This is a genomic window from Vicinamibacterales bacterium (genome assembly GCA_036496585.1).
Lineage (GTDB): Bacteria > Acidobacteriota > Vicinamibacteria > Vicinamibacterales > 2-12-FULL-66-21 > JAICSD01.
The window spans coordinates 14,225-29,816 of the sequence record DASXLB010000001.1 but is presented as its reverse complement, the minus strand read 5'-3'; the positions used below and the strand labels follow the sequence as shown (position 1 = coordinate 29,816).

11 protein-coding genes and 1 tRNA gene are annotated in these 15,592 nt (G+C 69.4%); 6 read left to right on the top strand and 6 right to left on the bottom strand.

The annotated features are described in order from the left end of the window. Nucleotides 1-49: 49 nt before the first annotated feature. The gene (gene uvrA / locus VGI12_00115) at nucleotides 50-2,953 is read right to left on the bottom strand and encodes an excinuclease ABC subunit UvrA (GenBank protein ID HEY2431043.1); all 2,904 of its coding nucleotides are present in this window, start codon (nucleotides 2,951-2,953) and stop codon (nucleotides 50-52) included. 104 nt (nucleotides 2,954-3,057) lie between these two features. Here uvrA and VGI12_00110 point away from each other — a divergent pair, with 104 nt between their 5' ends. Next, entirely contained in the window at nucleotides 3,058-3,753 is a 696-nt protein-coding gene (locus VGI12_00110; GenBank protein ID HEY2431042.1) for a hypothetical protein, read from the top strand. 10 nt (nucleotides 3,754-3,763) lie between these two features. Here VGI12_00110 and VGI12_00105 read toward each other — a convergent pair whose 3' ends face one another. Then, complete coding sequence (locus tag VGI12_00105) at nucleotides 3,764-7,057, bottom strand: S41 family peptidase (GenBank protein ID HEY2431041.1); 3,294 nt, start codon at nucleotides 7,055-7,057, stop codon at nucleotides 3,764-3,766. Nucleotides 7,058-7,116: 59 nt separating this feature from the next. Here VGI12_00105 and VGI12_00100 point away from each other — a divergent pair, with 59 nt between their 5' ends. From VGI12_00100 to VGI12_00085, 4 genes are all read left to right on the top strand, one after another. Beyond that, a complete protein-coding gene (locus VGI12_00100; protein HEY2431040.1) occupies nucleotides 7,117-8,094 on the top strand; it encodes a hypothetical protein in 978 nt (325 codons plus the stop codon). Between the two features lie 65 nt (nucleotides 8,095-8,159). Further along, entirely contained in the window at nucleotides 8,160-9,131 is a 972-nt protein-coding gene (locus tag VGI12_00095; GenBank protein ID HEY2431039.1) for an endonuclease/exonuclease/phosphatase family protein, read from the top strand. A gap of 37 nt (nucleotides 9,132-9,168) precedes the next feature. Beyond that, nucleotides 9,169-10,761 (top strand): glycosyltransferase family 39 protein, encoded by a 1,593-nt coding sequence (locus VGI12_00090; GenBank protein HEY2431038.1) that lies wholly within the window; start codon nucleotides 9,169-9,171, stop codon nucleotides 10,759-10,761. A 71-nt stretch (nucleotides 10,762-10,832) separates the two neighbouring features. Then, nucleotides 10,833-12,389, top strand: coding sequence for a radical SAM protein (locus tag VGI12_00085; GenBank protein HEY2431037.1), 1,557 nt, complete (start codon nucleotides 10,833-10,835; stop codon nucleotides 12,387-12,389). Nucleotides 12,390-12,414: 25 nt separating this feature from the next. Here VGI12_00085 and VGI12_00080 read toward each other — a convergent pair whose 3' ends face one another. Together VGI12_00080 and VGI12_00075 are read right to left on the bottom strand one after the other, a co-directional pair. Continuing rightward, a complete protein-coding gene (locus VGI12_00080; GenBank protein HEY2431036.1) occupies nucleotides 12,415-13,014 on the bottom strand; it encodes a DedA family protein in 600 nt (199 codons plus the stop codon). 7 nt (nucleotides 13,015-13,021) lie between these two features. Further along, entirely contained in the window at nucleotides 13,022-14,125 is a 1,104-nt protein-coding gene (locus tag VGI12_00075) for a cis-3-hydroxy-L-proline dehydratase (GenBank protein HEY2431035.1), read from the bottom strand. Nucleotides 14,126-14,201: 76 nt separating this feature from the next. On the opposite strand from VGI12_00075, the gene VGI12_00070 reads away from it, so the two are divergent. Beyond that, nucleotides 14,202-14,277: transfer RNA gene (locus VGI12_00070), tRNA-Thr, on the top strand. 380 nt (nucleotides 14,278-14,657) lie between these two features. On the opposite strand, the gene VGI12_00065 is transcribed toward VGI12_00070, so the two are convergent. Beyond that, the gene (locus VGI12_00065) at nucleotides 14,658-14,879 is read right to left on the bottom strand and encodes a TolC family protein (protein ID HEY2431034.1); all 222 of its coding nucleotides are present in this window, start codon (nucleotides 14,877-14,879) and stop codon (nucleotides 14,658-14,660) included. Nucleotides 14,880-14,998: 119 nt separating this feature from the next. Further along, nucleotides 14,999-15,475: a hypothetical protein gene (locus VGI12_00060; protein ID HEY2431033.1), complete on the bottom strand. Its 477-nt coding sequence runs from the start codon at nucleotides 15,473-15,475 to the stop codon at nucleotides 14,999-15,001. Between the last annotated feature and the right edge of the window lie 117 nt (nucleotides 15,476-15,592).

Genomic DNA, 15,592 nt, shown 5'->3' with positions numbered 1-15,592 from the left:
CACCGTGCCGACGCGCGCGTGAGGCGAGGCAACCGCCGTGGCGCGGACGTCAGTTCGCGTAGGCGTTGGCACGGCCGGTCGCGAGCACGTCGCGCAGGTAGCGGCCGGTGTGGGAGGCGACGATCTGCACCAGCTGCTCGGGGGTACCGATGGCGACGACTTGGCCGCCTTCCTCGCCGCCTTCGGGGCCGAGATCGACGATCCAGTCGGCGGTCTTGATCACGTCGAGGTTGTGTTCGATGACCAGGAGGCTGTGGCCGGCCTGCAGCAGCTTCTTGAAGGCGGCGAGCAGCTTCGCGATGTCGTCGAAATGCAGTCCGGTGGTGGGTTCGTCGAGGATGTAGAGGACGCGATCGCCGGTCTGCGTCGACAGGTGCGCCGCGATCTTGATCCGCTGTGCCTCGCCGCCCGACAGCGTCGTCGCGGGCTGTCCGAGCCGGAGGTAGCCGAGCCCGATCTCGTCGAGGACCTGCAGCCGCCGCAGCACTTTCGGCGACGTGCTGAAGAACGTCAGGGCCTCGCGCACCGTCATGTCGAGCACCTGATCGACGCCGCGGCCGCGGTACTTCACCTCGAGCACCTGCGCCTTGAACCGCTTGCCCTCGCACACGTCGCAGGGCACGAAAACGTCGGCGAGGAACTGCATCTCGACCTTGACCTCGCCTTCCCCTTCGCAGGCCTCGCAGCGGCCGCCGGGCACGTTGAACGAGAAGTGGCTGGCGGTCAGGCCGCGGGTGCGGGCGTCCTTGGTCGCGGCGAACAGCTCGCGGATGGGATCGAACGCCTTGAGATAGGTGACCGGGTTCGATCGCGGCGTCCGCCCGATCGGCGCCTGGTCGACGAGCACGACGTCGGTGACGAATTCGGCCCCTTCCAGCTTGCGGTGCGTGCCGACGCGGCGATCCCAGTCCCCCTTGGCGCGCTTGAGGGCGGCGTAGAGCACGTCGTGGACGAACGTGCTCTTGCCCGAGCCGCTGACCCCGGTGACGCAGGTCAGCATCCCGAGCGGGATCTCGACGTCGACGCCCTTGAGATTGTGCTCGGAGGCGCCGAACACCTTGATGCGCTGATTGCTCGGGCGGCGGCGAGTCGCCGGAACCGGGATGGCCAGCTCGTCGCGCAGGTACTTGGCGGTCAGGGACCGCGGCTCCTGCAGGAGCTTGTCGAGCGGTCCGCTGAAGATCACGCGGCCGCCCTGCTCGCCGGCGCCGAGCCCCATGTCGACGACGGTGTCGGCGACCCTGATCATGTCGGCGTCGTGCTCGACCACCAGCACGGTGTTCCCCTGATCACGGAGCTGCCGCAGGATCGCGATCAGGCGCTCGTTGTCGCGGGAATGCAGGCCGATCGACGGCTCGTCGAGGACGTAGAGGGTGTCGACGAGTGCAGAGCCGAGCGAGGTGGCGAGATTGATCCGCTGCGACTCGCCGCCCGACAGTGTCGAGGAGAGACGGTCGAGCGTGAGGTAGTCGAGGCCGACGTCGCGGAGGAAGCCGAGGCGGCGCAGGATCTCGCCCAGCACCTTCTCGGCGACGGCGGCGTCCTTCGGCGAGAGCTCGAGCTGCCCGAAAAAGACGGCCGCGTCGCGGACGGTGAGGCCGCAGACCGCGTCGATCGTGCGGCCGCCGACCTGGACGTCGCGCGCCTCGCGGCGCAGCCGCGCGCCGCCGCACTCCGGACAGGTGAGGTAGCCGCGATAACGGCTCAGGAACACCCGGACGTGCACCTTGTACTTCTTGCGCTCGAGCCAGCGGAAGAACCCCTTCACGCCTTCCCACGCCGCGCCGTCGCCCTCGATCACGAACCGCTTCTCGTCGTCGCTCAAGGCCGACCACGGGACGTCGAGCCGGACGCGCTTGCGGCCGACGCGCTTCAGCTCGGCGAGTTGCGCGCGGTAGTGCGGCTTGCTCCACGGCTCGATGGCGTTCTGCTGGATCGACTTCGACGCGTCGGGGATCACCAGAGCCATGTCGAGCTCGATGATGTTGCCGAAACCGTGGCACAGCGGACAGGCCCCGAACGGATTGTTGAACGAGAACAGGCGCGGCTGCGGCACCTCGTATGGGATGTTGCACTCGCGGCACTCGAAGCGCTCGGAGAAACGATGGAGCGTGCCCGAGTCGGCTTCGATGGCGAAGGCGGCACCGCCGCCCTCCCGGTACGCGGTCTCGATCGAATCGGTCAGCCGCGCCCGCACCTCGGCGTCGACCTTCACGCGATCGACGATCACCTGGAGCGTCGGGCGGTCCTTGAGCGCCGCCGTGTCGGCGTCCTCGAGCGTCAGCGTATTCCCGTCGACGTAGAGGCGTCCGAAGCCCTTGCGCCGCAGCGCGGCGATCGTCTCGGCGACCGGATCGATCAGGTCCGGCAGCTCCGGCTGCGGCGGGCCGGCGTCCTCGCCGCCGTCGGCGGGATCCTCCTCGTCCTGTTCTCGATCGGCCGACCCGGCGATCGGCGCCGCGGCCACGACCGGCATGTCGAAACCGATGAGCAGGCGCGTCCCCGCCGGCAGCGCGCCGAGCCGGGTCGCCACGACTTCCGCCGTCTCGCGGATCACCTCGCGGCCGCAGCCGCGGCAGAACGTACGACCGACGCGGGCGTAGAGCAGCCGCAGGTAGTCGTGCATTTCCGTGGTGGTGCCGACCGTCGAACGAGGATTGCGGATGCTGTTCTTCTGGCGGATCGCGATCGCCGGACAGATGCCTTCGATGCTGTCGACGTCAGGCTTCTCCATCCGCTCGAGGAACTGCCGGGCGTAGGCCGAGAGCGACTCGACGTAGCGCCGCTGCCCTTCGGCGTAGATCGTGTCGAAGGCCAGCGACGACTTGCCCGAACCGCTGACGCCGGTCATCACGATCAGCGAGCGCGTCGGCAACGTCAGGTCGACGTTCTTCAGGTTGTGGGTGCGGGCGCCGCGAACGGCGATCTGTCCCCGGGTCTCGCTGATAGCCATCTCCTGTGGGGAATTCCGGCGGATCTTGAACACTCCATGTTAGCGCGGCGAGCCGTGCCGTTCAACCTCGTCGGGCAAACCGTGTTATTTTGATTAGGTCCTATATGTCAGTCCGTCTGTTCATCGGCAATCTGCCGTATACCGCGACCGAGGCAGAGTTGCGGGAGCATCTCTCACGAGTCGGCGAACCCACGTCGGTCGTGCTTCCGATCGATCGGGAGACCGGCCGTCCGCGCGGCTTTGCGTTCGTCGACTATGCCGATCGCGCGGTCGCCGAAGAAGCGATCCGCAAGTTCGATCAGCAGTTGTTCAAGGGCCGCGGCCTTGCGGTGAGCGAGGCGCGTCCGCGCGAAGAGCGCGGCCCGGGCGGCCCCCGGCCAGGTGGCTTCAGCAGTCCACGTCCGGGCGGCTTCAGCCCCGGCGGCCCGCGTCCGCCGGCTCCCGGCGGCTTCAGCGGACCACGCCCAGGCGGCTTCAGCGGCCCGCGTCCGGCTGGCGCCGCCGGCACGACGGATCCGGCGCTGCGCAGCCGCAACTTCGGCCCCGATGCTCCCCCCAAGCACAAGCGCAAACCGCCGAAGGAGCGCGACAAGCCGCGCGGCCCGATCAAGCAGCGCCCGATCTCGAGCCTCTACGACGCCGACGAGGATTGGCGCTCGCTGAACGAGGACAAGGACGAGGACCTCGGCATCGACAACATCGCGACCCACCAGGATCCCGATGAGAAGCCAGACGATGCTGCAGCCGCGGCCGAGACCACTGCGGCCCGCCAGGAGAGCGACGAGAAGGAAGAGGAGTAAGACCTCCTCGTCACTGCGAGCCGCGCGGAAGCGCGGCGAGCAGCACTTCCACCGCCTTATCCAGTTGTGAATCCTTCGGCCCGTAGGACTCGCCTATCGGCCTCTTCACTTCCACGTCGACCGGCCGCGGGTGCATTTCCATGGGCTGGCCATCGCGGTCGGTGATGCGTGAGCGCGGCAGCCGCAGGATGGTGCCGTCGAGCAGGCGCGTGTTCCACGTGTAGATAATCCATCCGGCGGTTGGCTCGCCGACGACCTTGCCCAGCTTCAGGGCGCGGTAGCCTTCCGTGAAGTCCTCGGCGTCCGAGAGCGAGTGCTGATTGGTGACGAGCACGCTCGGTTTCTCGAGCGAGCGCTGGCCGAGCGACGAGCGGGCAGGCGCCGTCGGCATGCCGCGCTGTGTCATGTTCAGGTAGTGCTGCCGCGAGAACACGTCGAGGGCGTAGGCGTTGACGAATCCGCCGTTGTTGTTGCGCACGTCGATGACCACGCCGTCGTGGGCGATGTTGTCGGCGTCGAGGTCGACGTAGAGCTGCGACAGCGAGGCCGCCGACATGTCCGGCATGTGCACGTAGCCGAGGCGGCCGCCGCTGACGCGGGCGACGTAGGCGCGCTTCTCTTCGACCCACTCGCGATACCGCAGGCCGCGCTCGGTTGCCGCGCTGATCGGCCGCACCGCGACGTCGCGTGACGGCGATCCGTCGAGCCGCAGCACGGTCCGACGATTGACCTTGTTGTCGAGCAGCGCATCGAGGTTCGTGCGCGCCGCGATCGCGTCGCCGTCGACGGCGGCGATCACCGCACCGGGCTTCAGCCCGGCCAGCGCGGCCGGGCCGAGCGGCACGACGTGGGCGATCTGGAGCCGGCCCGACTGCTCGTATTGCGCACGATCGAAGTCGAGGCCGAGATGGCCGACCCCGCCAGCCGCGCCCCCGGGGGGCGCGCTGATCCCCATGTGCGACGCGTTCAGCTCGCCGATCATCAGCGACGCGATCCGCCGCATCTCGTCGGGGGTCTTCGCGCCGGCGATATACGGCTCGACCCGCGCCCGCGCCTCCTCCCAGTCGACGCCGTGGAAGGCGGGATCGAAGAACTGGTCGTGCAGGAGCCGCCACGCCTGGTCGAACACGATGAACTTGTCGTTGGCAAAATCGACGTCGAGCTCGGCCGTCACGCCGACCGTGCGCGTCTCCCGCTTCTCGAGCGTCACCGCCTCGACCCGGCCGTCATCGAGGTAGTACGCCTCCTTGCCGTCGGGCGTGAACGAGACGTCGGACTTGGCGCCGGCCGTCGAGGTCAGCTGGCGCGCGACCGGGCGTTCGCGCCCGGTGTCGTCGAGGGGCCACGCATAGAGATTCTGCTGACCGGCAGCGCCGGCGATCAGCACCACGGTCTTGCCGTCAGGGCTGATGAACGCTTCGCGGACGTCGAGCCCCACCGGCAGCAGCGACAGCCGCTCGCGCAGATCGTCGAACACGATGGCGGTGTCGATCTTCCTGGGGTCCGCCTTCGCCGGCGACGCCGTGTCGGCGGCGGCCGGCTTTCCGCCGGCGTCGACCGGATCCGGCTTCGGCGCCATGTCGGGCGACGGCGATGGGCGGCGCGGCGACTCTTCGTTGAAGAGATCCCTGAATTGATCCTCGCGGAACTTCGGCGTCCGGAGGATCAGGTCGACGCGCGCGAGCTGCGAGACCTCGGTCCGCTGGTTCGTATCGAACAGCAGGAAGGTCCCGTCCGGCGACCAGCAGACGGCGTTGGCGTTGCCGTTGGCGAGAAAGCTCACCGGCCGCGCCGCGCCGCCGGCGCTCGGCACGACCGAGACGTTGGTGAACCCGCGGGCGCCGGTATTGAAGAACGCCACCCATTTGCCGTCGGGCGACCACGCGATCGGCCGGCCCACTCCCACCGGATCGGCGATGATGCCTTTCGCCAGCGACCGCTCCTGCTTCGAGGCCAGATCGAGAACCCGCAACTCGGTGCCGCCGCGCACGAACGCGATCGCCGTGCCGTCGGGTGAGAAGCGAGGACCGTAGTCGCCGGCGCCAGCCGCCGTGAGCGGCGTCTCCTTCTGCGCCGTGAAATCGTAGAGCACCAGGCGCGCCGCGCCGCTGCCCGCCGTCGGGTTCGACGGATCGCGCTCGGACGAGTAGACGAGCTTGCGGCTGTCGGGCGACCACGCGGGCGCCTGTTCGGGCGCCGGCGTCATCGTGATCCGCGCCGCGTCTCCACCGTCCTTCGCCGAGGCCGCGAACACGTCCCCACGCGCCGTGAACGCGATCTTCCTGCCGTCGGGTGACAGCGCCAGATCCTGAAACTGGCTGGTCAGGCGCAAGTGCTCCGGCGCCGGCCCCGCGGGGGCGCCGACTCGGGTGATCGGCACGGGCGCCGCCGCGCCAGTCGCGACGTCCAGCTTCCAGATCGCGAAATCGCGCTCGAAGACGATCGCGTCGCCGCTGGCGGTGATGGACGGCCACAGCAGCCGGCCGTCGGTGAACGAAGTGATTTGTTTCAGTTCCGCATCTGGCGATCCGAGACCCGCGCCCCCGGCGCCGCGACCCGCGATCCGCCAGATGTTCTCGGCGCCGCTCCGATCCGACATGAAGAAGAGCGCGCCGCCTCCCCCCCACATCGGCCAGAGGTCCTTCGCGCCGCCGTTGGTGACCGGCCGCCACGCCGACGGCGTGTCGGCCGCCGTCAAATCGCGCAGCCAGATCTCGGCCTCGTCGAGGTGGCTGTGCCCATGGCGCCACCACTGGCTCGAGGCGGTGCCGCGCGCCGACATCGCGAGCAGCCTGCCGTCCGGCGAGGGCGCCGAGAAGAACTCGTTGGCGTAGCGATCGCCACTGACCGGCATGGGTGTGCCGCCCGCCGACGCCACTCGGTACACGTCGTTCATGCCACCCGAGAGCTCGTGCGCGTTGGAGAAGAAGTAGAGATACCGCCCGTCGCGCGACCACCCGTCCAGCTGATCCGCTCCATCGTCGTAGGTGACGCGACGGACGTCGCCGGTGGCGAACGTCAGGACGTAAATGTCGCCGCCGCCAGTGCGCGTCGAAACGAACGCGAGCTGGGTCTTGTCGGGCGAATACACCGGATGGGTGTCGTTGGCGGCATTCGAGATCAGCAGCCGGGCTTCGCCGCCCCTGGCCGGGACCGTCCAGATGTCGCCGCCCGAGACGAACGCGATTTCGCTGCCGTCGGGCGCGATCGACGGCTCGGCGAAGGCAGCGCGCGCCGCCGGCTGCGGGCGTGTCTGCACGACGACGGCGGCCGCCAGCATCGAGATCACGAAAATGCGCTGCATGAGTGCCGACTCTACCCTAGAACATATGGCGGCGTCGGTCTTGCACGGCGCGCGTATCGATGGGCTCGCACACGGCGACCGGCGAGTGGAAGAGCTTTGAAGGGCGGATGCGCCAGCGCCGAGCACAGCGACTGCTGCTGCTCGCCGACGTCGCCGCCGAAGCCGGCTGTCCCGAGGACGCGCGCGCTTACCTCGCGGAAGCGCGGCGGCTGGCGCCGGACCTTGGCGGTCTTGCTGCGGTCGAAACAAAACTCCCGGCCAGAACCGCGACACCCCTGCGCCCGGCACGCCTGAGGCGCCTCTCGGTGGCCGCAGCGGTGGTGGCGGCGGCGATGGCCTTCGGGATCGCGATCTGGCCGGGTCCGCAGCGGATCGCGCCCACCGGCGACTTTCGGACCTTGTCGCTGGAGGTGCCGTCGGCGAGTGGTCGCAGCACCGTGGCGGTGCGCGTTCCATCACTCCCCCCACCGCGCACGGCCTCGAAGATCGAGCGGGCGCTGACTGATCCGGCCGAGCGCGAAGAGCGCACCGTGCCCACGCCGCGACTGATGCTCCAGCCTGTCGGGCCGTCGCCGCGGCCGTTCCTCCAGCCCGTCGGTCCGATTCCGGTCGGCGATGACGTGGCGGCGGTAGCAGCGGCGATCGAGAGCCTGCCGCCCGCGAGGCCGCTGACCACGAGCCCATCCGTCGCCGATGTGCCGCCGCCGACTCAGACGGTCGTGCGCCGCGTACTGGATCGGTACGCCGCTGCCTACAGCAGCCTCGACGCCGAGGCCGCCGCGCGCGTCTGGCCGCGCGTCGATCGCGCCGCGCTGGCCTCGGCGTTCGACGCGCTGGAATCGCAGCAGATCACACTCGGAGACTGCCGTGTGGACGTGAGCGGCGAGCTCGCCCGCGCCACCTGCGCCGGTTCCGCGTCGTGGGTCCCGAAGGTCGGCGGAGCCGATCCGCACACCGAGTCGCGCCGGTGGACGTTCGACCTGGCGCGCGCCGGCAGCGACTGGCAGATCGTGCGCGCCCAGACGCAGAACAGGTAGCCGGCTCCTCCAGAATGCGAATTCGGCTAGCGGCGCGCGCAGCGGCGGCTGCGGCGATAGCAGTCGTGGGCAGCGCGGTTCTCATCCATGCCGGCGCCGATACCACGTGTGCGGCGCGCGGCAGCGGCGTGCAGTGGATCCGGACGGCCGCATCGAACGAACAAGGGGCGATCGATCGCTGGTGCGCCGGCGTCGGGCCGCCGGCGCGGATCGAAACGGCGCGTCCTCCTCCGGCGGTCCTCTCAGGTTCGTTTGCCGTCGTGTCGTGGAACACCCACGTCGGCGGCGGCGATCTCGGACGTCTCGTATCGGACCTGCGTGAAGGACGCCTCACCGGTGCGCCGGTCGACCAGTTCGTGCTGCTGCTGCAGGAGGTCTATCGTGCCGGCCCGGAGGTGCCCGTCGGCGATCCCGATCGCATGAACTGGGCGGCGGCCGAGCGGATCGTGCCGCCGTCGGGCGCGCGTGAAGACATCGTCAGCCTGGCGCACCGGCTTGGTCTGGGCGGCATCTACGTGCCGTCGATGCGCAACGGCTCCCCTGGGCGCCTCGACGAGGACCGTGGCAACGCGATCCTCGCCTCGCTCGCGCTCAGCGAGCCGACGGCGATCGAGCTGCCGCTCGAGCGGCAGCGGCGCGTCGCGATCGAGGCCACGGCGCACACCGCTGCCGGCCTCGCCATCAGAATCGTCGACACGCATTTCACGAACATGGTGATGCACCACCTGTGGCTGTTCTCGGAGTCGGGGCGGCTGCGCCAGGCGCGCGCGCTGGCGGGCGTGCTCCCCAGCGACGGGGCGCTGATCGTCGGCGGAGACTTCAACGCCTGGTTCGGGTTCCACGACGCGGCGTATCGCGAGCTGGCAGTGCTCGGGCATGCGTCGCCCGACGAGGATCGGCGGCCGTCGTTCGGGCCGATGCGGCTCGATCACGTGCTGTTCCGGCTGCCCGAAACCTGGAAGACGCGGGTGCGGCGCGCCGATGATCGCTACGGGTCGGACCACTACCCGCTGGTGGCCAGCGTCGATCCCGGGTGACGCCGCCCGGCGGGCCGGCGCGATAAGATCGTCGGCCATGTTCCCTCTGCGGTGGACGTTTGCGGCCGTCGCGATCGTGCTGGTCGCCGCGCCGCTCCTCGCCCGTCCGCCGCTGTTCGATCCCGACGAAGGCCTGCACGCCGCCATCGCGCAGGAGATGAATCGTCGCGGCGATTACGTGACGCCCACCTTCCTTGGCGAGCCGTTCCTCGACAAGCCGATTCTCTTCTTCTGGGCCGAAGCGATCTCGCTGCGTGTGTTGGGCGACCGCGAAGACGCGGTGCGGCTGCCGCCGCTGTTGTTCGGGGTGCTCGCCATGCTCGGCGTGGCGGCGCTCGGCCGTGCCCTTCGCGACGAGGAGACCGGGCTGCTCGCCGGAATCGTCTACGGGACGATGCTGTTGCCGATGGGCGTGAGCGAGGTTGCCGTGCACGACGTCGCGGTAGTGCCGTTCATGTGCGCGGCCTGCGCGTGGCTGACCCGCGCTTCCGCGGGCCGGCATGTCGTCCGGCATGCCGTGCTCGCCGGCGCCGCGCTCGGCCTCTCGATCCTGACCAAGGGGCTGGTCGGCGTCGCCTTCGCGGTCTGGTTCGCGGTGGCGCTCGCGGCCGTCGAACGGGTCCGCATGCGGCGACTGGCCATCGCGCTCACGGCCGCCGGCGCCGTCGCGCTGCTGGTGGCCCTGCCCTGGTACGTGGCGATGGAACACGCGCATCCAGGCTACCTGCACTACTACTTCGTCGAGCGGCACCTCCAGGGCTATCTCACCGCGACGCAGCGTCACGCCGGACGCGGCTGGTGGTACTACGTGCCGATCGCCGTCGGGGGGGCGCTGCCGTGGGTCGGGTATCTGGCCGCCGCGGCCCGCCAGGTCCGCAACCATCCGACTCGCCTGGTCGCCTGGATCTGGTTCGCTCTCGGATTCGTGTTCCTGAGCGGCGGCGAATCGAAGCTCGTCACCTACGCGCTGCCGCTCTTTCCCGCGCTGGCGCTGCTCGTTGCCGACGCGTGCGTCGCCGGCCCTGGACTCCGCTACCGCCCCGGCTTCGTGGTGTGCGCGTCGACGCTCGCGGCGCTGCCGGTCCTGGGGCTGGGGCTGGTCGCCTGGCGGTTCGGCGGAATCGGCGCCACCCTCTGGCTGATGGTCGCGCTCGTCGCGGCGGTGATCGGCGGCGTGTCGGTCGCGATCGCGAACCGCCGCTCGGCGGGCCTCGCCGCCGACGCGGCGCTCATGATGCGGCTGCCGGTCGTGGCGCTCCTGGGACTGATGATCGTCGCGCCGCGCGCGGCGGAGTGGATGACCGGCCGGGATCTGGCCCAGGCGCTGAACGCCGCCGGCGCGATGCCGTCGCAGGTGTTCGTCGTCGGCGAGCGGATCGGATCGGTCGTCTTCTATCTGTCGCCGGCGCTCCGCGCCGAGGCCACCGCCGCGAACATCCGCGAAACGACCCTGGCAGAGGCCGTCGCCGGCGTGCGCGCCGCGCAACCCGATGCGGTCGTCGCGGTCCGCAACGATCAGATCGGACGATTCAACAGGCTGTTTGCGGCCCCTCCCCCACCCGACGTCCGCGCCGGCACGTTCAGCCTCTTCCGGGCCGGGTCGCTCCAGCAGGCCCTCTCCGCCCGCTGAGCTGCACCCCGACGCCTCGACAACTCGCGATGCGCCAGCAGCCGCCGAACGCGGTATCCTGAGCCTGCGTCATGCGGGTGCTCCTGCTCTCGATGCCCGACTCGTTCGAGCACACCCCTGCCCTGACGATGCGGATGCCGAACGGGGCGTTGGCGGCGCTGGCCGGCAACGTGGGCGACGGCCATACGGTCTCGATCGCCGACCTGATTCTCGTGCAGAACGCCGTCGCGCCGACGATCGCGCGGCTGATGCGCGACCGCGATCCGCAGGTCGTCGGCCTGTCGGTCATGACCTTCCAGAGGCGCACGGCGCTGCGGATCGTCAGGCTGATTCGATCGATCAATCCGCAGGTCTGCATCATCGCGGGCGGCTATGATCCGAGCCTCGCGCCCGAGGCGTACGCCGCGCCGGATTCGGGGATCGATTTTCTGGTGCGCGGCGAAGGTGAGTGCACGTTCCGCGAGCTGCTGGCTGCTCTCGAGCGCGGAGACAGTCCGGCCGGCATCCCGGGTCTGTCGTTCAGGGCCAATCCCGCTGTTGGCTTCACCCACACGCCGCCGCGTCCGGTGATGCGGCTGGAAGACGAACGGCTGCAACTTCCCAACCGCGCGGCCCGCGTCCTGACCGGCTATACCTTCCTCGGCCGCCCGATCGACGTCGTGGAGACGTCGCGCGGCTGCACCTACGACTGCAGCTTCTGCTCGATCATCGAGATGCGCGGGCGCAACTTCCACCTCTTCGACTTCACGCGGGTGCTCGCCGACATCGCCGACGCGCGGGCCCGCGGCGCGCGCGCGATCTTCCTGGTCGACGACAACATCACGCTGAATGTCGCGCGGTTCGAAGCACTCTGCCGAGGCATCATCGACGCCGGCCTGAATGACGTTCACTACATCGTCCAGGCGATGACGTCGTCGATTGCCGCGCACGGCAAGACGCTGGCGCCGCTCATGCGCAGGGCCGGGTTCCAGTATGTGTTCCTGGGGATCGAGAACGTGCTCGACGAAGATCTCGCCTTCCTGCGCGCCTCGGCGAAGAACGCGCAGCGCGAGAACGGCCGTCGCGTCGGCAACGCCACCCTGACGGCGATCGAGGCGCTGCATCGCGAAGGACTGGCGGTCGTCGGCGGCATCATCGTCGGCAATCCCGGCGACACGCCGGCGGCGATCGAAGCCAACCTCGCCTTCGCGCGCCGCTACGTCGACTGGCCCTACATCCAGCACCCGACGCCGTACCCGGGCACCCCCATGACGGCCGACTTCGTGCAGCGCAACCTGATCGTCAACGACCGCGTCGAGGAGTACGACGGCACGACCGCGGTCGTCCGGACCGAGCATCTCGGCGCCGAGGACGTCGAGTTCATGCGCTGGCGGGCCGAGCGCTGGATGAAGGTGCGACACCTGCCGCACGTGCTGCGGGCCTACCCGCGCTTCGTGCTGCGCCACGGGCCGGAGATGCTGGCGCACACGTTTCGAGGGTCGTCGTGGAAGTCCATCCTCGGGCTCGAAGACGAGCGGACGGTGTTCCGGCGCTACAAGGCGCGCCGCGCCACCGAGCGCGAGTACCTGCCGGAGCCCGCGGCGGCGCTGCCGGCGTCGTTCGCGTCGCAGGCGCGATACCCGGCGTGACCGGCCGCGTGCGAGCGGCAACGGCCTATTTCTTCCGCCTCGACCACCAGCGGTGAGCCAGCGCGTAGGCGCCGCCCAGCACCAGAAGTACGACGGCCACCACCTTGAGGTGGCGGTGGGCCGCCTCGAGGGCCGATTCCCACGCCGGGCCCACGTACCAACCGAGGCTCATGAAGGTCAGCGCCCAGATGGCCGCGCCGGCATACGCGAAGCGCGCGAACACCGGAACCGGCAGCCGCGACGATCCGGCGACGATCGCCGTGAAGTGTCGTACGCCGGGAATGAAGTAGCCGAAGGTCAGCAGCCACCGCCCGGAGTGCTCGAACCAACCTTCGACGCGCGCGAGGTCCGCGCGCGTCACGTGGATCCACTTGCCGAAGCGATCCACCACGCCGAGGCCGAGCGTGCGCCCGATGACGTAGCTGAGCGTGATGCCCCCCATGCTGCCGCAGATCGCCGCCGCATAGGCCGTCGCAAAGTGCAGGCTGCCGTCGCGCACCAGAACGCCGGCGACGGTCAGCAGCGTTTCGTCCGGGACCGGCAGGCCGAACACGCCGAGGAACAGCAGCACGAAGAGCGCGGCAGGGCCGTAGGCGTGAAGCCAGTGCAGGAGTTCGGGCGGCACGGGCGATTCAGCCGACCGTCACCAGGGGCGGACCGAGCACGTCCGGGCGCGGCCGCACCCCAAGTCCGGGTTCAATCGAGGCCGCCATCCGGCCGTTCACGCGCTGTGGCGCGCCGTCGGCGGTCGACAGCGTCACGTAGCTGTTGAAGTCGGTGGTGGTGAACAGCCATTCGGTCGGCGTGCTCTGCGCGAGGTGGGCGATCGCCGCCGTGGTGACGTCGCCGCCCCAACTGTCTTCGATCGTCATCGCGATTCCCATCGACACGCACAGATCGCGCGCCTGCGCGGTGCGCGTCAGCCCGCCGAGCTTGCTGATCTTCAGATTGACGACGTCCATCGCCAGATCGGCGCGGGCGCGCAGCAGCATGTCGAGGCCGTCGACGTTTTCGTCGAGCACGAAGGGGTGCGGGATGTGGCGGCGGACGCTCAAGCACTCCTCATAGGTCAGGCACGGCTGCTCGATATAGACGTCCACGTCGCGCACCGCCTTGGCCACGCGCATCGCCTCGTGCTGCGTCCAGCCGGTGTTGGCATCGGCGACGAGCCGATCGCCAGGGTGCAGCGTCGCGGCGACGGCGCGGATGCGCTCGACGTCGACGTCGGGATCGCCGCCGACCTTCAGCTGGAAGCGGCGATAGCCCTCGGCGCGGTAGCCGGCGACGCGCGCCGCCATCGCGTCGGGCGTGTCCTGCGAGATCGCGCGGTACAGGCGGACGTCTTCCCCGTAGCGGCCGCCGAGCAGCTCGCAGACTGGCAGTCCGGTGGCCTGGCCCAGGATGTCCCAGCAGGCGATGTCGATGCCGCTCTTCACGTAGGGGTGCCCTTTCAAGGCCGCGTCCATGCGGCGATTGAGCTTCCCGAGTTCGCGCGGATCCGCGCCGATGAGATGCGGTCCGAGCTCGCGGATCCCGGCGCGCACGCCCTCGGCATACGCCGGCAGATAGAAGGGACCAAGCGGGCACACTTCGCCGTGGCCGGCGAGACCGGCGTCGGTTTCGACCCGGACGATGGTGCTGTCGAAGACGCTGACCCCCTTGCCGCCGGACCATTTGTAGGAGCCCTCGTGGAGTGGAAGTTCCACCCGGTAGGCGAGGATGCGAGTGATCCGCATGCGTTCTGGTAGAATAGTGCTTCCGTCGCGGCCCTAAACACCGTCGTTTTGTGGCCGTCGCGGAGTTCTCGCCTCAGCCGGCGTAGCTCAGTTGGTAGAGCAGCTGATTCGTAATCAGCAGGTCCTCGGTTCAAGTCCGAGCGCCGGCTCCAATCAAATCAATCACTTAGCCCTGACGCTTGCTCCCCGAGTTGCTACCAACTCGGGGCCAGTTCGTAGTACGTCGCTCGGATTACGCTCCAGTCATTTCCAGCGGTTTCAACCACACCCTTGTCGCTCGATCTGGATGAGGGCGAAGGTCCGCCAAATTGACTGGCACCGGCCCAACCGGCACTCTGATCGTGTTCGCAATGGTCGCGCCGTTGCCTCCGACTGAGAAGATCACCAAATGCCACGACGACGGATTCCGATTAACCCTATCCCCCGCCGGCTCGGCCACCGCAAGCGTGGGGACAACGCCATAGACGCGCAACAGCGGCGACCCCGCGGTGAGGTTGAGACGAGCGCCGAACGTCGCGTGGTTGCGCTCCGCCTACGAAGGGCGGGCGCTGCCAGCTCGGACCTTTGGCCAGAGGCCCGCGGTCATCGCGTCGAACCGCTGGAGCTCCAAGTCGCGCAGCTCCTTGGCCTCTTCGACCGTCTGCTCACGGAGGGCGGCCAGTTCGGCCCGGACGTCGGCGTACGCGGTCGCCACGTCGACGGCGAGCTGCCGCGCAACCTCGCGATACGAGGGTGTCGTCCGTGCGTACGGGATTGGTCACGCCAGGCCAGACACCTTCGGCTAATCGAGCCCAGAGGAACGGGGAGCCGCCGGGAACACTTAGAGACTTGGCATTAGCGGCGCGCGCCCGAAGGTCGCGCGCCGCCCGTCGTCTAGTTTCCGCCGCGTCCGCGGCCGTAGTAGTCGTGATAGTGGTGTCCGTTCCGGTCCACGCCCCGGTCCGCGACGCCCACGTCAAGAGGCTGCTCGAGGCGGAACTGCATCACCGTTCCGCGAGGCACCCGAACCGACTCCCCGCGCGCACTGCCTCCCCGGATCGTGCCGATGATCGAGCCGATGAAGTCGCGACCGCCGGCGGTTCCGACAACCCGCTGCGGATCGGTCCTCACTGCGTAGCGCTGGCCGTTCACCGAGACCGATTCGAGGTCGAGCAGCATCTCGCCAGGCCGCGAATTCCGAACGATCAACTCGACCTGCGATCCTCGAGGAAGCGCCAGACGCCCATTGTCGCCGGGAACGTCGCGATCGACGACCGCGGTGAACACCCGGTAGTCTTCGCGCGTGGCGGCAACCGACTCGGTCAGACGCACCGGGAGTGTCATGCCCGGATCGAGCCTCGTGATCGCCACGCGGTCCCTGTCGCCTTGCCGATCCCGATCGCCCTGCGCAAGCGCGCCTGACGCTGAAACGCCTAGCCCAAGCAGCACGACACCGAGGATGCGTTTAGCTCGACGGGAGGTGCCGAT

Coding starts and splice junctions, on each gene's coding strand:
- VGI12_00090 (HEY2431038.1), top strand. CDS start 9,169: ATGTTCCCTCTGCGGTGGACGTTTGCGGCCGTCGCGATCGTGCTGGTC.
- VGI12_00110 (HEY2431042.1), top strand. CDS start 3,058: ATGTCAGTCCGTCTGTTCATCGGCAATCTGCCGTATACCGCGACCGAG.
- VGI12_00075 (HEY2431035.1), bottom strand. CDS start 14,125: ATGCGGATCACTCGCATCCTCGCCTACCGGGTGGAACTTCCACTCCAC.
- VGI12_00085 (HEY2431037.1), top strand. CDS start 10,833: ATGCGGGTGCTCCTGCTCTCGATGCCCGACTCGTTCGAGCACACCCCT.
- uvrA (HEY2431043.1), bottom strand. CDS start 2,953: ATGGCTATCAGCGAGACCCGGGGACAGATCGCCGTTCGCGGCGCCCGC.
- VGI12_00105 (HEY2431041.1), bottom strand. CDS start 7,057: ATGCAGCGCATTTTCGTGATCTCGATGCTGGCGGCCGCCGTCGTCGTG.
- VGI12_00100 (HEY2431040.1), top strand. CDS start 7,117: ATGGGCTCGCACACGGCGACCGGCGAGTGGAAGAGCTTTGAAGGGCGG.